This window comes from Dokdonia sp. Asnod2-E02 (assembly GCF_045063915.1).
GTDB lineage: Bacteria > Bacteroidota > Bacteroidia > Flavobacteriales > Flavobacteriaceae > Dokdonia.
Genome location: NZ_JBEFNX010000005.1, coordinates 1,341,388 through 1,360,334, shown reverse-complemented (window position 1 = coordinate 1,360,334; position 18,947 = coordinate 1,341,388). Strand labels below are relative to the sequence as shown.

The window sequence follows — 18,947 nt, the reverse complement described above, 5'->3', positions numbered from 1 at the left end:
GTATGGAAAAAATATTAATTAAAGATGCACATATTGTTAATGAGGGTACTATCTTAAGAGGGGATGTTCTTATTCACAATGGAGTAATAGAAGAAATTGCAGAGAGTATAAGTGCAAAATCTGGAGATGTCCATATTTTTGATGCCGAAGGGCAATACTTATTGCCTGGCGCTATAGATGATCAAGTGCACTTTAGAGAGCCTGGCTTAACCCATAAAGCAAACATAGCTACAGAGTCTCGAGCTGCTGTTGCTGGAGGGATTACTTCTTTTATAGAAATGCCTAATACAAACCCACAAACTACTACTGTTGAGAAACTGGAAGAAAAGTTTGAGATTGCAAGTAAGACATCTGCTGCAAACTATTCTTTTATGTTTGGTGGTACAAATGATAACCTTGATGAGATTTTAAAGGTTGATAAGAAAAGTGTTGCAGGTCTTAAGTTGTTTTTGGGAAGCTCTACTGGTAATATGCTGGTTGATGATGAGGCGGTACTCGAAAAGATATTTAAGTCTACAGATATGGTTATCTCAACCCACTGTGAAGACGAAGAGACTATTAGAGAGAATCTAGCAATATATAAAGAGCGCTATGGTGATGATATACCTATGAATCTTCACCCTATTATAAGAAGTGAGGAGGCTTGTTATATATCATCTTCTAGAGCGATAGCTCTTGCAAAGAAAACTGGAGCTAGACTTCACGTTTTTCACTTATCTACGGGTAAGGAAACAGAGCTGTTTGACAACAGCATCCCACTGGCCGAAAAGAAAATTACAGCAGAGGTTTGTATACATCACCTATGGTTTTCTGATGCAGATTATGATGAGAAGGGCTCTAGAATAAAATGGAACCCAGCTGTAAAAACGGCTCAAGATCGTGATATGCTTTTTCAAGCATTGCTAGATGATAAGATAGATGTCATAGCTACAGATCACGCACCTCATACCATTGAAGAAAAAGATAACGTTTACACAAAGGCACCTAGTGGAGGTCCTCTAGTACAACACGCCTTACCTGCTATGCTAGAGTTTTATCATCAAGGTAAAATATCATTAGAAAAAATAGTAGAAAAGATGTGTCATAACCCAGCGATACTTTTTCAAGTAGAAAAGCGCGGTTACATTAGAAAGGGCTATAAGGCAGATCTTGTGCTAGTAGATCTTAATGCTCCGTGGACTGTTAATAAAGATAACATTCTATATAAATGTGGCTGGTCTCCTTTTGAGGGTACTACTTTTAAATCACGTATCACACATACTTTTGTAAATGGTCGTCTCGCTTATAAAAACTTTAAGGTGTATGATGAACTTTTTGGAGAGCGCCTTACGTTTGATAGGTAATGAGGAAATTTTATATAATCATATCCATTATTTTAGTTGTCACTAGTTGCCAAGAAATTCCAGAAGTTCAAAAGCCAGAAAGCTTTATAGAGCAACCCGTGATGGAAGAGATACTTTATGAATCTATCTTAATTAATGCAGCTCAAGGATATAATATTGCAAAGCTTAAGCTTATAGGTCTCAAGCCAGATACCTATGTATATGATAAATTTAATATAGATAGTGCCACCTATGCTCAAAACATAGCATATTATACTACAGATATTGATGCCTACAAAGCAATGAATACAAAGGTTCTTAATAGAATAAAAGCTCAACTTGCTGTAGATGACTCCATAGAGACTACAGAGCGTAAGCTTAAAGATTCCCTAAGAACAGCTAGAGCAAAGGAAATCCAGAAAGAAAAGCAAGAAAAGGGCACAATAGGAAACAACCCTAATATACCTACTCGCACGGTTACAGATTCTTTTGCGAGAAAATATCGTAAGGATAATTAATGATTAAGATGCTTTGCTACACGATCTAGAGTTGCTGTTAGTGCTGTAGGAGTATAGTGAAACGTGCTACATAGCTTGTCGTTACTATAAGTGCTTTCTGTCTGTAGAGATTTATATCCTATGCTTGTAATTTGTCTTCTTTTTACAAAAACACCTTTTACCATATCTAGTGCATTTAGAACTTTGAGAATGACAGTAGATAATGGTTTGCTAGGTGGCTTTAGTTTTAGGGCAGTTGCGATTTTAGAAAAAAGTAACTTGTACGAAACTGTGTGCCCTATTGCAATATAACGCTCTTGTTGTATGGAGCTATTCATTGCGCTTATCATAAGAGGTACAAGATCTTTAACATCTATCACACCGGTAGACCCAGTAGGGAAGTACGACTTTTTTTTAAGCACATAAGAAAAGAGTTTCCCGCTACCAGTAGTATAATCTCCTTCTCCTATAATAACTCCTGGATTGAAAATCACAGCCACAAGTCCTTCTTCACTGCCGCGCCAGACTTCCATTTCGGCACCATTTTTTGTGAGTGCATACACAGAATTCTGAGCATCTGGGTCCCAGTAGTTTTCTTCTGTAATGGGATTGTTTGGTGTGCTGGCTAGTGTAGCAATAGAGCTTAAATGAACGAGTTTTTTTACACCAGTACTTAAACTTAGGTTTACAACATTTGCTGTTCCTTCTACATTTACCTTTGTGAGTTCGTTAAATCGATAAGGATCAAAAGAGATCAAAGCTGCACAGTGATAAACGTGAGTTACACCTGTAAAGGCAGCACTTAGGGCAGGTATGTCTGTAATATCTCCCAGGGTCCATTCTATAAGGTGTGTGTGTGTTTCCGCTTTCGCGAAAGCGTAATACGCAAGCACCTCTTCCTTTTTATGCTCGCTACGATATAATGCACGCACGCGTTTGCCACTTTCTATAAGTGAGAGGAGTAGGTGTCTACCTACCAGACCTGTGCTTCCGGTGATTAAAATCATAATGTAAAGATACACGACACGAGGGTAATGTGAGTACCTCTGTTATATTGTCTTTTTCCAGAAAAAGGATGATCACAGGTGGTGGCTTATTTTTATATTTGCTTTTGCAGTTAAAACGATAAGATGATCAAGAATTTTGTAGAAGAATTAAAGTGGCGTGGTATGGTACACGATGCAATGCCACAAACAGAAGAACACTTAATGGAGGCTATGCGCTCTGCTTATGTAGGTTTTGACCCTACTGCAGATTCTTTGCACATAGGTAACCTTGTTCCTATTATGCTACTAGCACATTTTCAGAGAGCTGGGCATAGACCTGTTGCGCTTGTAGGTGGTGCTACGGGTATGATAGGAGACCCATCTGGAAAATCTTCTGAGCGTAATCTTCTCGATGAGGAGACTCTAAGACACAATCAAGAATGTGTGCGCAAACAGTTATCACAGTTTTTAGACTTTACATCTGGGGCAGAGAACCAAGCTCTTATGGTAAATAACTATGACTGGATGAAGGAGTTTTCTTTTCTAGACTTTATACGTGATGTAGGGAAGCATATTACAGTAAACTATATGATGGCAAAAGATTCTGTAAAAAATCGCCTTACAGGTGAGAGTGCAGACGGTATGTCATTTACAGAGTTTACTTACCAGATGGTACAGGGGTATGACTTCTTACACCTATATAAAAATAATGACTGTACGTTACAGATGGGTGGTAGTGACCAGTGGGGTAATATCACTACAGGTACAGAGCTTATACGTCGTATAGCTGGAGGAAAGGGCTACGCGCTTACGTGCCCACTTATTACTAAGTCTGACGGAAGCAAATTTGGTAAGTCTGAGGGTGGTAATGTGTGGCTAGATGCAAATAGAACATCACCTTATAAATTTTACCAGTACTGGCTTAATACGAGTGATGAAGATGCGGCGAAGTACATTAAGATATTTACCTTCTTAGATCGTGAGGAGATAGAGGCTCTTATTGAGACTCACAAAGAAGCACCACACCAGCGAGCTTTACAAAAGAAACTTGCAGAAGAGGTGACAACTACGGTACACGATGAAGAGGCTCTTAAAAAAGCGATTGCAGCTTCAAATATGCTTTTTGGAAAAAGTACGAGTGAGGATTTAAAATCCCTAGACGAAGCTACGTTTCTAGATGTTTTTGAAGGAGTACCTCAAGCAGAGATTGCAAAAACAGAGATTGAAGCCGGTCTTGATATGATTGCTGCTCTAGCCGAAAAAACAGGTTTCTTAAAATCTAATGGAGAAGCTAGACGTGCGCTTAAAGAAAACTCTATATCTCTCAATAAGGAGAAGGTAGGAGAAGATCGTACTATACAATCTTCAGATCTTATAAATGATACATTTATACTACTACAAAGAGGTAAGAAAAACTACTTCTTAATACGTGCTGTATAGTGCCTAATAGACTAGTCATACAAATGAAAACCCCAGTGTTCTTGAAAGAGCATCTGGGGTTTTCTAACTAACTAACCAATCTATCATTAAGTCGTATTTAATTCTTAGTCCTTACAGATTGCCACTCTATATCTGCTTTTTTCTTTAGACTTTCTGCACCCTCTTCATTCCACTTATCAAGGGTGTTAACTCCCCAAGAGTTGTAAAACAGGTATAACTTGCCATCTCTTATCTCAAAGGTTTCTGGATCTACACTTACTTTTTTACCTTTATCTGCTATCGCATAGGCACAATAGCCACCATACTGTGGGATAAAGTCTTCTGGAGCTGCTTTAAAACGATCTAGGTTAGCTTGACTAGCAAACTTAAACTTAGCCCCATCATAGGTAGTTGTAAACTTTTTATCGCCCTCTGTAGCTTTATTGTTAAAATACTCGGTTACGTCATAACCTTCGGCAGCATAGCCTTTTTTAAGATTGTAATCTGTCTCTTGAGCGCTGGCTGTGAGGCTCATTAATGCTATAATAAAAAATGTAATTGTTCTCATAAGAAGTATTTATGTGTCTATACCTACGCAATTTAAGTCGCAAGAGTTTTGAGATAATTACAACTTCAAAGTGTTGTTCTTAAAGCGCCATAAGATTGCACCCGCGTATGTCTGAATTATCAAACCTGCCTATCACGCTAAAACTGCCATCCTCGTAAACTTTACCTAGATCTTGAGTTGCTATAAATGAACACGAATTTTTATTTGCGAGATCTATTATGTTAAGTCCGCCGCTTTTTGAGTCTGTGAGTAGGGTGAGTGCATCTTCTGTATCGCGTGTGTAGACTTTCATCCACGGCGGAGTGGTAAAAACCCCATCGCCAGAAGAATATCCTTGACTTAGTAGCTCTGTCATACCATACTCGCTATGTATTTTTTCTACCCCAAAACCTGTGCTCAGTATTTTATGAAGTTCTGGGCGAATAATTTCTTTACGTCTTCCTTTCATACCGCCCGTTTCCATAATAATGGTGTTGTTGAGGTTAAAAGTATGCTTTTCTACAAGGTCTAAAAGTGCAAATGAAACACCTATAAGAAGGACTTTCTTTTCTGAGGTGTCCAGTGTTACTAATTTGTTTGCCAGCTCGTCAAGATTGTTAAGGTAAAAGCCACTGTCTGGATGATTGCTACTTTTAATTAAATCATCTACCATATAAATAAGCGATGATCCAGATCGTTCTAAATAGGACGGTAGTAAGGCTAGTATTACGAAGTCTGATGGGTTTCCGTACGCTTTCGCGAAAGCGGTTCTAAAACTATCTTCATACAGGCTCAGATCTGTCACGTGATGTTTGCTGGTGATGCTGCCAGTAGTGCCGCTACTGCTAAAGGTGATAGCCGGCTCTGTATTACCAGAAATGATAGAGCGAGACTTAAAAAACTGTATAGGTAAAAACGGAATGTCTCTACTTGATGTTACCTCACTGGGGTGTTTGTAGAGTAAATCACAAAAAGATCTATACACGCTATTATGCTCAAACTGATACCTGAATGTAGCGAGCGCCTCCTTCTCAAATTGCTCATTATTTGTGATATTTAAAAAGGTTTGCTGAGGCATTTATTAGAATTTGAGCAAAGATATAAAAGAAAAAACGCCCTCCATAAGGAGAGCGCTTTATAAAGGTTGTATAAATGTATTCTTTATTTAATTACAAGCTTTGCTGTAGTTGAGCTTGTAGCATCTGCTACTTGTACTACATATACTCCAGAGGCAAGTGCACTTACGTCTATAGGGTTTGCAGTAGTTGTCTCAATTACTTTCTTACCTGTAATCTCAAAAATAGACACGTTCATTGCTGTGCTAATTCCAGTACTTATCGTGATTTGATCACTTGTGGGGTTAGGAAACATTGCTATCGCTATGGCTGTAGTTTCTCCTAAGCTTAAAAACTCTTCAAAATCTGTTACATCACGAGCGGTGATAAAGTAATCTCCATCATTGCGTTCTGTGATGATACCAGATATGTTTTGAGCCTCTGTAGGTACTGCGGTACCTATATAATCTGCATCAAAGAATGTTGTTCTAAAAGTGTATGCACCTTCTGGAGTAGTAAGTCCGTATTCTGTACCAGTTACCCAGTCTGTATTTGTTGCAGTGTCTATTGTAGCTTCTGTAAGAGTTACATACTCTGCCTCATAATCATTAGGATTTGCAGCTAGTTCTGTCACTGTTACCATTTGTGCAGTAATTGTGTTTCCGGTAGAAAATGCATCTCCAGGATCCTCACTAGGAACAAATTGTAGCATTCCTTGAAAAGAGCTTAACGTACCTGTAAGACCTACTATACCATCACCTACGTTATATACCGTAGTTATAGTTCCTGCGCTGTCATCTATTAAGATGGCAGCTGTATCATCTTCAATAAATTTTTGATTTCTAAAATCTTGTTGGAAAGTAAGTAGTGCTTCTCCAGTAAGTGTGTAGAGAGTTCCTTCTGTACCTGCTCTTAGATCTGCTAGTGTTGCAACTTCTGTTGCCTCTACAGCATCTGCTTCAATATCTGCAGCATCACGAGCCGTGATGAAGTACTCTCCGTTATTACGTTCATTAATAATACCAGATACATTTGCTTCTTCTGTAGGCACTACTTCACCTATATAGTCTACATCAAAAAATGTAGTTCTAAACACATAAGATCCGTCTGTATTAGTCATTGGGTACTCTTGACCATTTACCCAAGATGCATTTGCAGAGTTGTCTATAGTAAGACCTGTTATTCTTACATACTCAGACTCATAATCATTAGGGTTTGCAGCTAGTTCTGTTACAGTTACCTCTTGTGGTGTAATAGTGTTTCCTGTAGAAGTTGCTGCGCCAGCGTCTGCGTTTGGTATAAACTGTGTCATTCCGTTAAAGTCACCTAGAACTCCTGTAATACCTGTAATACCATCTCCAAGATTATACATAGTAGCTATAGTTCCTGCACTGTCATCTATAAGAATAGCACCTGTGGCATCTTCAATAAATTTTTGATTTCTAAAATCTTGTTGGAATGTAAGTACAGCTTCTCCGGTAAGGGTGTATTCTTCACCTATTGTTCCTGCTCTAAGTGCTGCAATATCTGCAACTTCTGTAGCTGGCTCACAAGCTGGTGTTGTAACATCTATAGAGAGCATACAGTCTGTACTTGTTACTTCAAGTGTTATTGTTGTGTTTTCAGAAACGTCTGTAAGTGTGATTGTTCCGTTTGCTGTAGTTGTAGGGTCATCTCCTCCTACAACGCCTCCACCGCTTGTAATAGCTACAGTATAAGTAGCGTCTCCACCTCCAGTATAAGGTATCATAACGGTTGTGCCGTCTGTACCTGTAGTCTCAGTATCACAAGTTGCTGTAGCGGTACCAAGTACTAATGAGCAAGCTGGTGGAGTAGTAGAGTACGTACCTATTGGCCAAGGATTTGTAGCGTCTGCTTGAGTGGTGTCATCATCATTTGCATTAGTCCCACTATACGTAAAGCTACCTACCATAAATGTAGTGCCGTCAGGTCCAGTACCGCTTACACGATAAGCCCAGCCGTCTTGATATTCCCAAGCTTCACCTGTACCATCTGTATCTAGATCTCCATAAACATCTATTTGTGTTCCTTGTAGTGTTCCAGAACCGTCATCTGCCACGTTATCATAAAGAGCTATAGAATCATCTCCATTGTTATTTGCACTATTTGAGGTAAAGTCTGGAGTAAACCCAAAAAAGGTCATAAAATCATCTTCATTTGTAGAGATGTAAAAGTAATCTCCAGCGGTAGCAGACCCAGAAAAAGCAAACTCCACTTCAGAAATGCCATTTCCGTTACTTGAGTTGCTAAAACCGTATGTGCTTAAGTCTGCAATATCATTAAGTGCATAAATTTCTATTGCTTTTGGAGTACCTCCTGTAAGGTTTCCATCAAAGATACCTGTAATCACTAGGTCTTGTGCAAAAACAGTGCACGATGCTAGAAATAAGGTAATTAAAAGAGTAATTTGTTTCATACTGTAGTGATTTGATTAGGCTATAAATTTAATTAAAATAGGAGGTAGTCGTTAATTTTGCTTTCGCGAAAGCGTAAGATTTAACGCAAGCTTAATATGGTTCAAAGAATTACAATTTAATTTGCAAGCTAGTTGCAGTGGCAACAAAAAACATCAAAAAACGTATATTTACAAAACGACTTAACCGTAATTACAATGAAAAAAAAGGACCTTAAAATTTTACTAGTAGACGATGAGCCAGACATCTTAGAAATCGTTGGGTATAATTTGTCAAATGAAGGATATCAGGTAATTACTGGGACTAATGGTCTAGAGGCTGTAAAGCTTGCAAAAAAACACCAGCCGCATCTCATAATACTAGATGTGATGATGCCAGAAATGGATGGTATAGAGGCTTGTGAAGTAATACGTTCTAATAAAGATCTTGAACAAACCATCATTACCTTCTTTACTGCAAGAGGAGAAGATTACTCTCAAGTAGCAGGTTTTGACGCAGGTGCAGATGATTATATAACAAAACCTATTAAGCCTAAAGTACTACTTAGTAAAGTAAAAGCGTTACTACGTAGATTTAAAAATGAGGAAGCTCCTTCTCAAATAACTAAGGTGGGTAAACTCATTATTAACCGAGAAGAGTATAAAGTTTTTAAGGGTAAGGAAGAACTCTCGTTACCCCGAAAAGAATTTGAACTACTATCACTACTTACTTCAAAACCTGGAAAAGTATTTACCAGAGAAGATATACTTGATAAGGTATGGGGACTTGAAGTTGTAGTAGGTGGACGTACGATAGATGTACATATACGTAAGCTTAGGGAGAAAATAGGTGACGAATCATTTAAAACTGTAAAAGGTGTAGGTTATAAATTTGTGATCTAATGGCCTCAGATGTAAAACAGCCGTACTCGTTTGCACTTATAACGGCGGCTTATATTACGGTGCTTTTTGCACTACTTATTTTAGCTCTTGAATTTATACAAGACAGCGAGCCTGTGTGGTGGCTGGTCTTTGTGGGGATTCTAGTTTGCTATGTATTGTCATTTTTACTTATTCATTTTAGAACGCAACTGTTTATATTTAAAAAAGTAAGAGAGATTTATGATAACGTAAAGCTCTTAGAAGATGTAAGCCTCACTGCAGATAATATTACTACAGATATGGCCTCACTTTCTGAAGAAGTAGAGCGTTATGCTAAGAGTAAAAAAATAGAAATAGAATCTTTAAGAGTACAAGAAGAGTATCGTCGTAACTTTTTAGGCAATGTGGCTCACGAGCTAAAAACACCTTTGTTTACCGTACAAGGATATATACTTACGTTACTAGACGGCGCTATAAAAGATAAATCTGTTAGAAAAAAATACCTATCTCGTGCAGAAAAAGGTGTAGATCGCTTGATTTACTTAGTAAATGATCTTGATATGATTACTAAGCTAGAAGTGGGAGATCTTAATATTAATTATGAATATTTCAATCTTGTAAAGTTAATTTACGCAACTTTTGAGATGCTAGAAATGGAAGCTGCAAAACGTAATATAACACTTGCCTTTGACGATTCTTATGCAAAGAAGGTAATGGTTAATGCAGACAGGGAACGTATACAGCAATTACTCACAAACTTAATAGGAAACTCTATAAAATACGGTAAGGAAAACGGTACCACAGAGGTGAGTATACAAGATTTGATTCAAAACAAATTACTTATACGAGTGACAGATAACGGGGAAGGAATTGAGCCAGATCATCTACCACGCTTATTTGAGCGATTTTATAGAGTAGATAAGTCTCGCAACCGTAAGGTAGGAGGATCAGGTCTGGGGCTCTCTATTGTTAAACATATCATTGAGGCGCACGAGGAGAAAGTTTACGTTGAAAGCGAGTTTGGCGTGGGGTCTGAATTCTCGTTTACGCTCGAAAAGGCCGAAATTATCGAGTAAATCACTAGCCACTATACCCTTTTCAAAACCTGGGTAAACAGACATTTTGGATAAATCCTTAGTTTTAAACTCATCTTGAACTGCAAAAGGTGCAATTTTATTTTCTTTTAACAAAGCCGCAAGATACTCCTGCTCAGACTGTCCTGGTGTAGGGATAAAGAATGCCTTTTTCTTCATCACAGCTAGATCCATAATGGTCGTATAGCCAGATCTTGCTATGATATACCCACTTTGATTAATCACCTTTTCAAGCTCCTTAGTAGTAAGGAAATTAATTACTTTAATGTTAGGCTTAGTATGGGTGATGGTTTTTTCATCTTCAGGTTTACCTCGTACAATTAAAAACTGTCCATTGAGCTTTTTGAAGTTTTTTGTAATAATATCTTCTAGCATAGAGCGCTGTGGCTCTGGTCCAGAAAGCACAGCTGTTGCTGTGTACTTTAACTCTTCTGGTCTTGCCTTCATTCTGCTTAAGGGGCCTATGTATCGTGTTGGTATTGATAAGCTTTTGTCTGGGTGGCCTAAAACTCCGCTTAAATTAAAATCACCTTTAAGATCTGGAACCCAGCACTCATTAAAGCGCTCTAGATACTTTTTATGTATAGCTGTAGAGATTTTTGTAGTGCTACCACTTAGCACCTGTAACTGGTGACTTATGATCACACAAGGCACTTGTTTTGTATACAAACCTAGGCGGTTATCAGAGATAACTCCATCTATATTTAATGCCGGGATGAGTTTTTCTAGCTCTTTGTGTTCGCTACGTATACTTTTACGTATTGATGGCAAATTAGATATGAGCTTGCGTTTAAAGTTTTTTCCCTTTTCTGCATACTCAATCTTATAAGATGGCAGCGAGATAAAAGAAAGTTTTGGAAACTCCTTTTTAAGTAATTTAAGCGCATCACCATCACTGGCTATGGTAACCTTGTGATTTTGAGATAAAAGCGCATTAATAATAGGGATACAACGCGTCGCGTGACCCAATCCCCAGTTAAGAGGAGCAACTAGTATGTGCTTATTTCTTTTCACATTGCAAATATCTATCTCTTAGACGTAGTAAAAGTTTCCTTAATTTTACCAAAACATTAAATATACCTGTGGGAAGTAAAAATAAGCTTAAGAGATTCCGTGAGAATGAGACATTCTCAAACGTAGTACAGCCGTCTAGAGAAGAACTGGTAGATGGAACTTTTCCTCTTAAGGGTAAGTGGAATTCAGATTTTTTCAAAAATGATAACCCTATTGTAGTAGAGCTGGGCTGTGGTAAAGGTGAGTATTCTGTAGGACTTGCAGAGAAGTATCCAGACAAGAATTTTATAGGTATAGACATCAAGGGTGCACGATTTTGGCGTGGAGCAAAAACCGCTTTAGAAGACAATCTTGACAATGTAGGTTTTATGCGCACGCAAATAGAGCTTATTGAGTACGCTTTCGCGAAAGCGGAAATAGATGAGATATGGATCACCTTTCCAGACCCTCAAATCAAGTACAAGCGCACTAAGCACCGTATGACCAATACAGAGTTCCTCCAAAAATATAAGAATGTTTTGAAGGAGGATGGTTGTGTGAATCTCAAGACAGACTCAGAGTTTATGCACGGTTACACACTGGGATTACTACACGGTGAAGGTCACGAGATTTTAGAAGCAAATCATAATGTGTACAAAAACGAATACTCGCCAGAAGAGGTTGTGGGGATTCAAACTTTTTATGAAAAACAATATCTAGAACAAGGAAAACCAATTACTTATATTAAATTTAGAGTCAAGTAACGGGCACCCTTGGAGACAACCAAACTTTTTTTAATAACCTATTTTGCAGCGCTAGCCGGAGTGATACCACCTGGGCTAATAAATATGTCTGTTGCAAAAACGTGTGTTGAGCGTGGTCGCAATAATGGGCTGCTAGTTGCTCTTGGAGCTTCTTTTGTTGTGGTTTTTCAGGCACTTATAGCCGTATTACTTGCGCGCTATATTTTTGGAAATCCATATGTGCAGAGTATGCTACTGCGCACAGGTCTTGTGATTTTCTTAATAATGGCCATCTTTTTCTTTGTAAAAGCAAAGCAAAGCAAAGTCCCTAAGGTAAAAATATCAAAAAATAGAGGTTTAAAAAGTCTAGGTAAAGGGATGGCTATCTCTGCACTTAATGTATTGCCTATCCCTTACTTCTGTGCGCTGGGTGCTGCGCTTAATGTAAGCGGTAAGGTAGAGTATGATGTAGTGGCAATTGTACTGTTTGTAGTTGCTGCCGCTGTAGGCACTTTTAGTGCGTTATATCTTTACGTTCTTTTCTTTGCTCGTATCCAAAATAGAGAGAGCTCCTTTGCTCGCTTTTCAAACTACTTTATGGCTGGACTTATGGTTATACTGATGTTAATTACACTCGTACGCACCATCTACTTCGAATGAATTACGCTCCAGAGACAGAAAACTTTTTTCAAAAGGTGTATGCCGTAGCTGCGTTAATACCTTACGGTAGAGTAACGAGTTATGGTGCTATTGCAAAGTATCTTGGTGCTGCGCGTAGTAGTCGTATGGTAGGTTGGGCAATGAATGGTGCTAGTAATCATCCAGAAGTGCCAGCACATAGAGTTGTAAATAGAGTAGGACTCCTTACTGGTAAACATCATTTCCCGCAAACTAACTTAATGCAGCAATTACTTGAAAATGAAGGTGTAGAGATTAAGGATGATAAGGTGGTTCATTTTAAAAAGCACTTTTGGGATCCTGTAATTGAGCTATAAATTACAGATTGTTAGTACTAGTTTTTACAGTAAACAATGTGAGTAGATTAGTATGCCAGTTTCTATTTTAAATAATCAAATATTTTGAAAATCCAAGTATTGGAAATTACCCCTATGCAGTTGTATCTTTGCATTTAGAATTAGTCTAATTAAAGGCTGGTTTTGAATTGCTTAATAAAAGATGAAATTACAAAAGAAAGATATTCTCGAGGCTTTAAAAACTATTACTGCTCCAGGTGCTGGAGAAAATATGGTAGATAGTGGCGCAGTTACAAACGTTCTTACATTTGGAGATGAGGTAATTGTAGATATCACTATAAACAACCCAACACTACAAGCTCGTAAAAAAGCAGAAGTTGATATTATGAAAACCATACACGATAAGGTTTTTGAAAAAGCACAAGTAAAGGTTAATGTAAAAGTTACTGCTCCCGCAAAGGAAGATAAAGTAGAAATTAAAGGGAAAGCGATACCTGGTATTAAAAACATCGTAGCTGTAGCCTCTGGTAAAGGAGGTGTGGGTAAATCTACTGTAACGTCTAACATTGCAGTGACGCTTGCAAAAATGGGCTTTAAAGTAGGTATTCTTGATGCAGATATTTATGGGCCATCTGTGCCTATTATGTTTGACGTGGCAAATGAGAGACCACTCTCTGTAAATGTAGACGGAAAGTCTAAAATGAAACCTATAGAAAGCTACGGGGTAAAAGTACTCTCGATAGGATTTTTTACAAAGCCAGATCAAGCAGTTATATGGAGAGGACCTATGGCAGCAAAGGCGCTTAACCAGATGATTTTTGACGCAGCCTGGGGAGAGCTAGATTTCTTGCTTTTAGACTTACCTCCAGGTACGGGTGATATACACTTAAGCATTATGCAATCACTACCTATTACAGGAGCTGTAGTAGTAAGTACACCACAAAATGTAGCACTTGCAGATGCAAAGAAGGGTGTGGCAATGTTTAAGCAAGAGAGTATAAATGTTCCTGTTTTAGGAATTGTAGAAAATATGGCTTACTTCACACCAGATGAGTTGCCAGATAATAAATATTACATCTTTGGTAAAGAAGGAGCAAAAAACCTCGCCGAAGATTTAGGTGTACGTTTACTAGGTGAGATTCCATTAGTACAAAGTATACGTGAGGCAGGAGATGTAGGACGTCCAGCAGCATTACAGGCTAACACGCCTACTATGGAAGCTTTTGATAACTTGACAAAAAATGTTGTTGAGGAGACTGTGCGTCGTAACACAGACCTACCGGCTACCGAAGCAATTAAGATTACCACAATGGCAGGATGTTCTGCCGTAAAGAATTAATTATGAGCGCAGCAGAGTTAACACAAAAAGTAGAGGATGCCCTTGAGGAGATTCGTCCTTTTTTACAGAGTGATGGAGGCGATATAACACTTCTAGGTATAGATGATGATAAGATAGTGCGAGTACAGTTGCAAGGCGCTTGCGTAGGTTGCTCTGTAAATCAAATGACCTTAAAGAGCGGTGTTGAGATGACCATAAAAAAACACGCTCCGCAAATTGAGCAAGTGATAAACGTTGTTGCGTAGTACGCTTTCGCGAAAGCGTAAATAGATAAGCAAATGATTAAAACAGATATTCTTATAATAGGAGCAGGACCTACTGGTCTTTTTACCGTTTTTGAAGCAGGATTATTAAAGTTAAAGTGCCACCTCATAGATGCTTTACCGCAACCGGGAGGTCAGTGTGCAGAGATATATCCTAAAAAACCTATCTATGACATCCCTGCATTTCCAGAAGTACTTGCTGGTGATCTTGTAGACAACTTGATGAAGCAAATCGAGCCTTTCCAACCTGGATTTACACTTGGAGAGCGTGCGCAAACTATAGATAAACAAGAAGACGGTAGCTTTATAGTAACGACTAATAAAGGAACAAAACACCACGCACCTGTAGTTGCAATTGCAGGAGGTTTAGGAAGTTTTGAGCCTCGTAAACCACCTATTTCAAATATAGCTAGCTACGAGGACAAAGGAGTAGAGTACATCATACGTGATCCAGAGTTATACCGTGATAAGAATGTGGTTATTGCTGGTGGAGGTGATAGTGCTCTTGACTGGAGTATCTTCCTTGCAGATGTGGCGAGTGAAGTGACACTTGTACACCGTCGCAACGAGTTTAGAGGTGCGCTAGATAGCGTAGAAAAAGTACAAGACCTCAAAAACCAAGGTAAAATAAAACTTATCACACCGGCAGAGGTTGTTGAAGTGATAGGTGAGGGTGCAGTAAGTGGTGTGTCTATAAAACAAGGAGCAGAGGTTTTTACTAAGGATTGTGATCACTTTATACCACTATTTGGGCTGGCGCCTAAACTGGGACCTATTGCAGACTGGGGCCTTGAGATAGAAAAAAACGCCATCAAGGTAGATAATACGCTCGATTACCAAACTAACATACCAGGTATTTATGCCATAGGTGATGTAAACACATACCCAGGTAAGCTTAAACTTATACTTTGTGGTTTTCACGAAGCTACGCTTATGTGTCAGAGTGCATACCAGCGCATATTTCCAGATAAACGTTATGTAATGAAGTACACCACTGTAGGTGGCGTAACAGGTTTTGATGGAACTAAAAAAGAAGCGCCAAAAGCGGTTGTAAAAGCAATTGAGTAAGCTCAAAGTAAGAGGTAAATAAAAGCTATGCCAGCAGATATTAAGATAACTATAATAGACCGTGACGGAGTGTCTCACGCTATAGATGCTCCTACAGATATGAATATGAACCTTATGGAGGTTGTGCGCTCTTACGAGCTAGCTCCAGAAGGTACTATAGGTGTTTGCGGTGGTATGGCTATGTGTGCTTCTTGCCAGTGTTATGTAGAGAGTGATCACGAGCTCCCAGAAATGAGTGATGATGAAGATGCAATGCTTGCCGAGGCTTTTTATGTAGAAGATAATAGTAGACTGGGCTGCCAGCTACATATCTCAGAAGAGATGGAAGGGTTGCAAGTGCGACTTGCGCCAGAGTCATAAATCTAGAATAATTACATTTTCTTTACAAGCTATACTTGATAGGCTGTTAGTGCAGTGGGGCCTTCTAGTAACTCCCTCACTACTTGTAGTGTGCCACTCTCTGAGGTGGCAATATGCCATTTTATAAGCGAGATAGCTCCATTGTCGACTTCTAAGCCGGTTATACTCCTTGGGTGGACACAACTCCCATCATTAAAGAAAGCAATGTCTCCAGGCTCAGGAAAACGCGGCCTGTGTGTATGTCCTACTATTGTAAGAAGATTGCTATTATCTGTAATCCATTTTTTAATACGACGCTCTACTTTTATAAGTTCCTTATAATTTTTTGCTGGACTAGTAGGGTCAGAGATACCAAAGATTTGTAGGGGTTTCCAGAGTACACGTACTAGAAATCTATTAAAGCGCCAGCCGTGATAGTTCATCCAGTCTGCTTGATGACCGTGACATAAAAACAATTCTTGATGGGTGTCTTGATGTTTTAATACAATGGCCTCGTGATACTCTAGATCTTTAAAGAGTACTTCTTCTCGGCCATCTTTTGGGTCAAAATACGTGCTTAGATGCTTTTTTACGTAATTTTTATCCCTGTATACCATATCGTGATTTCCCCATATTAAATGAAGCCTATTTTCAAAATGGAACTTTTGTAGCAGGCGATATACATTTTTATGAGCCCTTAAAATACTTTCAAAAGAGGTGTTCTCCCACAGCTCATCTCCATCACCTAGCTCACAATAAGTAAATCCCTCATTGTAGTAATGCTTTAGTGCGTGGTAATAAATGTTTTCATTACGGGCAAAATCATCTGCAAAGCTTTTGTCACCACGATGACAGTCAGAAAAGAATACAAGCTTATCTTCATTAGAGAATGAAATTCTTCTCGCTTGCTTGTAAGCTCTGTCTAGACGTTGTTTTGTTTTCACAGTTTAAATATCATAAAAAAGACTGAGATAGTGGGGGTGAATGAGACCGCTTTCGCGAAAGCGTAAAAAACCACTTGAGCCTACACTACATTTTTGATGTCTTTGGTCAAGTGTCTGGAAATTAAAATATGCTTTAAAACACTAGAATAAATTGTCGGGTAGAGAGGATTCGAACCTCCGATCTCTGGTCCCCCAGACCAGCACTTTAACCGGACTAAGCTACTACCCGTTTATGTTGCGATAAATATAATAAAGCTATTTATCTTTTTAAATGACTTCTACTTCAAAATAGCTTGAAAGTAAAAGCTTAGAAAAAAATCGTATCTTAAAGTAATGTAAATCAATTGTATAACTTAAACCCCGTAATTATGAAGACGTTTGTATTAGTATGTTTGTATGTGATGGGTGCTACACTCTTAACGAGTGATGGATTGATAAATGATAAAAGTGACTTAACTCTGGAAGGAGTTTGGGAACTTGAGAACCAGCAGATGTATGAGAATGGTATGATCTCTGAGACGCTACCTAACCAAAACGGGTACAGGCAGGTCAAGATGTATAGTAAAGGTCGTGTGATGTGGACCCGTAATGACCCTAGTGATGCAAATGAATGGTTTGGGTATGGGACTTACGAGGTAAAAGATGGCATATTAGAAGAACGGCTTGAGTATGCTTCTGGACCTATGATGAAAATCGTAGATACAACTCAAGTATTTAGATTTGAATTATTGCTAGGTGCAAATAGCTACCAGCAACGACAGATGGATGATGAGGGCAACCCTACAGAAGGTGAGAGTTATAAAAGATTAGAATAACTGTAATTATATGTGATAAAGTTTGTGGTTATCTATTAGAGTTTAGTATATTTGCACCCCGATAAACGCTCGGGGTATAGCGTAGCCCGGTTATCGCGCCTCGTTTGGGACGAGGAGGTCGCAAGTTCGAATCTTGCTACCCCGACAAAAACCAGCCTTTTTAGGCTGGTTTTTTTATTTTAAGATGTTGTGTAAATTATACCTTGGAGTAAAGACATAAAAAAAAGCGAGTCCATTAGGACTCGCTTTTGAGTTATTATAGTTGTTGTTTAAAACAACATTTTCTGTATGCTTAGAAAGAGTAGCTAAGTCCTAAAACCCAGTAGCTCTGTACTTGATTATCTATATCATCAAAACCAAGTGTAGTATCTCCTAGGGTAGTTTGAGCAAAGTTAAGTGCTTCTTGCTTGTTACCTCTAAGACCGAAATCAAATCCTACACCTATCTTTTTCCATAGTGTGTAAGCAAATCCATTTGTCCAAGTCCAGTTAGAAAGGTCTGAAGATTTGTAGCTTGCAAAGGCAGATAAGTTAGACTTAAAAGCAATTTGTCCAATCTGACGTGTGTAATCTGCAACGATTTTTGCACCTAAAGAAGATTCAAATACTGCGTCATTATCAGAAAATACAAAGTTGTAGTTAAGTGGGTGTACCACCACTACAAGATTTTCTATAGGAGTCCAAGTAGCACCTATACCTAGGTCAAGGTATCCAGGATCATTAAAGTTGTTTAAAATAGTTGTTCTGTACTCTCCTAAAGCAGATGCAGCAAGTGTTTCAGTTAGTTTATAACCGTAAAGTGATGATACGTTAAAAACATCTGTTGCTTCTCTAAAGCTATCATCATCTGTTGCGTCATCTTGGTCATCAAACTTTACCCATCCTAAGTTTACATTAAGGCTATTTCTCCAGAAGTATTTATCTTCTAGTTTATTTGCAAATGCGTTACCTGTAACAGTGATGTTACCTGAAGATACGTTAGGCGTTCCTTGAGAAAACCAATCGTTAAATTTAGAGATATTTCCTCCTATAGTTCCAAAAGCACCGTACTTCCATCCTGGAAGTGCATCTATTTTAGCTTGTAGAGCGTCAACTTCTCCTTGTAGTTTTGCAATTTCTGCTTTTTTAGGTGATTGTTGTGCTTTAAGCTCTTCTTCTGTTTGTGCTTGTAAGCTGATTGCGAGGAACATAGCAGCTCCTAATACAATAAGTCTTTTCATAATAATTAATAGTTAAGTTTTGTATTACAAATATA

19 protein-coding genes, 2 tRNA genes and 1 pseudogene are annotated in these 18,947 nt (G+C 38.4%); 14 read left to right on the top strand and 8 right to left on the bottom strand.

Going from position 1 to position 18,947, the window contains the following annotated elements; all coding sequences use genetic code 11:
• Positions 1–2: 2 nt before the first annotated feature.
• Both ACJJVM_RS06110 and ACJJVM_RS06105 read left to right on the top strand, forming a co-directional pair.
• Positions 3–1,343 (top strand): dihydroorotase, encoded by a 1,341-nt coding sequence (locus ACJJVM_RS06110; RefSeq protein WP_405211105.1) that lies wholly within the window; start codon positions 3–5, stop codon positions 1,341–1,343.
• Complete coding sequence (locus tag ACJJVM_RS06105; protein ID WP_405211104.1) at positions 1,343–1,840, top strand: DUF4296 domain-containing protein; 498 nt, start codon at positions 1,343–1,345, stop codon at positions 1,838–1,840. The genes ACJJVM_RS06110 and ACJJVM_RS06105 overlap by 1 nt, the downstream gene beginning before the upstream one ends.
• Here the strand turns inward: ACJJVM_RS06105 and ACJJVM_RS06100 are convergent.
• The gene (locus ACJJVM_RS06100; RefSeq protein WP_405211103.1) at positions 1,837–2,826 is read right to left on the bottom strand and encodes an NAD-dependent epimerase/dehydratase family protein; all 990 of its coding nucleotides are present in this window, start codon (positions 2,824–2,826) and stop codon (positions 1,837–1,839) included. The two genes, ACJJVM_RS06105 and ACJJVM_RS06100, sit on opposite strands and share 4 nt — an antisense overlap.
• A 123-nt stretch (positions 2,827–2,949) precedes the next feature.
• Here ACJJVM_RS06100 and tyrS point away from each other — a divergent pair, with 123 nt between their 5' ends.
• On the top strand, positions 2,950–4,245 hold the full coding sequence (gene tyrS / locus ACJJVM_RS06095; protein WP_298352854.1) for a tyrosine--tRNA ligase: 1,296 nt from the start codon (positions 2,950–2,952) through the stop codon (positions 4,243–4,245).
• Between the two features lie 97 nt (positions 4,246–4,342).
• Here tyrS and ACJJVM_RS06090 read toward each other — a convergent pair whose 3' ends face one another.
• The 3 genes from ACJJVM_RS06090 to ACJJVM_RS06080 all read right to left on the bottom strand — a co-directional run bounded on the left by ACJJVM_RS06090 (position 4,343) and on the right by ACJJVM_RS06080 (position 8,263).
• On the bottom strand, positions 4,343–4,792 hold the full coding sequence (locus tag ACJJVM_RS06090; protein WP_298352857.1) for a YHS domain-containing (seleno)protein: 450 nt from the start codon (positions 4,790–4,792) through the stop codon (positions 4,343–4,345).
• Positions 4,793–4,871: 79 nt separating this feature from the next.
• The gene (locus tag ACJJVM_RS06085) at positions 4,872–5,849 is read right to left on the bottom strand and encodes an acyl transferase (RefSeq protein ID WP_405211102.1); all 978 of its coding nucleotides are present in this window, start codon (positions 5,847–5,849) and stop codon (positions 4,872–4,874) included.
• Positions 5,850–5,932: 83 nt separating this feature from the next.
• A complete protein-coding gene (locus ACJJVM_RS06080) occupies positions 5,933–8,263 on the bottom strand; it encodes a DUF5689 domain-containing protein (protein WP_405211101.1) in 2,331 nt (776 codons plus the stop codon).
• A gap of 195 nt (positions 8,264–8,458) precedes the next feature.
• Here ACJJVM_RS06080 and ACJJVM_RS06075 point away from each other — a divergent pair, with 195 nt between their 5' ends.
• Positions 8,459–9,142, top strand: a complete 684-nt coding sequence (locus ACJJVM_RS06075) for a response regulator transcription factor (protein WP_298352866.1) — start codon at positions 8,459–8,461, stop codon at positions 9,140–9,142.
• A complete protein-coding gene (locus tag ACJJVM_RS06070; protein ID WP_298352868.1) occupies positions 9,142–10,197 on the top strand; it encodes a cell wall metabolism sensor histidine kinase WalK in 1,056 nt (351 codons plus the stop codon). The genes ACJJVM_RS06075 and ACJJVM_RS06070 overlap by 1 nt, the downstream gene beginning before the upstream one ends.
• Before the next feature lie 105 nt (positions 10,198–10,302).
• Here ACJJVM_RS06070 and ACJJVM_RS06065 read toward each other — a convergent pair.
• Positions 10,303–11,229 (bottom strand): annotated as a pseudogene (locus ACJJVM_RS06065) (glycosyltransferase family protein); the annotation flags it as partial.
• A 68-nt stretch (positions 11,230–11,297) separates the two neighbouring features.
• Between ACJJVM_RS06065 and trmB the strand changes: the two are divergent.
• The 7 genes from trmB (at position 11,298) to ACJJVM_RS06030 (ending at position 15,955) form a co-directional block, all read left to right on the top strand.
• On the top strand, positions 11,298–11,972 hold the full coding sequence (gene trmB / locus ACJJVM_RS06060) for a tRNA (guanosine(46)-N7)-methyltransferase TrmB (RefSeq protein WP_298352870.1): 675 nt from the start codon (positions 11,298–11,300) through the stop codon (positions 11,970–11,972).
• A 9-nt stretch (positions 11,973–11,981) separates the two neighbouring features.
• On the top strand, positions 11,982–12,611 hold the full coding sequence (locus ACJJVM_RS06055; RefSeq protein WP_298352873.1) for a LysE family translocator: 630 nt from the start codon (positions 11,982–11,984) through the stop codon (positions 12,609–12,611).
• Positions 12,608–12,946 (top strand): MGMT family protein, encoded by a 339-nt coding sequence (locus ACJJVM_RS06050; RefSeq protein WP_405211100.1) that lies wholly within the window; start codon positions 12,608–12,610, stop codon positions 12,944–12,946. The genes ACJJVM_RS06055 and ACJJVM_RS06050 overlap by 4 nt, the downstream gene beginning before the upstream one ends.
• A gap of 181 nt (positions 12,947–13,127) precedes the next feature.
• A complete protein-coding gene (locus tag ACJJVM_RS06045) occupies positions 13,128–14,264 on the top strand; it encodes a P-loop NTPase (RefSeq protein ID WP_405211099.1) in 1,137 nt (378 codons plus the stop codon).
• A 2-nt stretch (positions 14,265–14,266) separates the two neighbouring features.
• Positions 14,267–14,509 (top strand): NifU family protein, encoded by a 243-nt coding sequence (locus ACJJVM_RS06040; protein WP_298352880.1) that lies wholly within the window; start codon positions 14,267–14,269, stop codon positions 14,507–14,509.
• A gap of 33 nt (positions 14,510–14,542) precedes the next feature.
• Positions 14,543–15,595, top strand: coding sequence for an NAD(P)/FAD-dependent oxidoreductase (locus tag ACJJVM_RS06035; protein WP_299147731.1), 1,053 nt, complete (start codon positions 14,543–14,545; stop codon positions 15,593–15,595).
• A gap of 27 nt (positions 15,596–15,622) precedes the next feature.
• Positions 15,623–15,955, top strand: a complete 333-nt coding sequence (locus ACJJVM_RS06030; protein WP_405211098.1) for a ferredoxin — start codon at positions 15,623–15,625, stop codon at positions 15,953–15,955.
• Positions 15,956–15,984: 29 nt separating this feature from the next.
• Here ACJJVM_RS06030 and ACJJVM_RS06025 read toward each other — a convergent pair whose 3' ends face one another.
• Positions 15,985–16,878 (bottom strand): metallophosphoesterase family protein, encoded by an 894-nt coding sequence (locus tag ACJJVM_RS06025; protein WP_299147725.1) that lies wholly within the window; start codon positions 16,876–16,878, stop codon positions 15,985–15,987.
• Between the two features lie 154 nt (positions 16,879–17,032).
• A tRNA-Pro gene (locus ACJJVM_RS06020) sits at positions 17,033–17,107 on the bottom strand.
• Positions 17,108–17,246: 139 nt separating this feature from the next.
• Here ACJJVM_RS06020 and ACJJVM_RS06015 point away from each other — a divergent pair.
• Both ACJJVM_RS06015 and ACJJVM_RS06010 read left to right on the top strand, forming a co-directional pair.
• Complete coding sequence (locus ACJJVM_RS06015; RefSeq protein WP_405211097.1) at positions 17,247–17,693, top strand: hypothetical protein; 447 nt, start codon at positions 17,247–17,249, stop codon at positions 17,691–17,693.
• A 70-nt stretch (positions 17,694–17,763) separates the two neighbouring features.
• Positions 17,764–17,838 (top strand) — tRNA-Pro (locus ACJJVM_RS06010).
• 147 nt (positions 17,839–17,985) lie between these two features.
• Here the strand turns inward: ACJJVM_RS06010 and ACJJVM_RS06005 are convergent.
• Positions 17,986–18,912, bottom strand: coding sequence for a DUF3078 domain-containing protein (locus ACJJVM_RS06005; RefSeq protein WP_299147722.1), 927 nt, complete (start codon positions 18,910–18,912; stop codon positions 17,986–17,988).
• Positions 18,913–18,947: the final 35 nt, after the last annotated feature.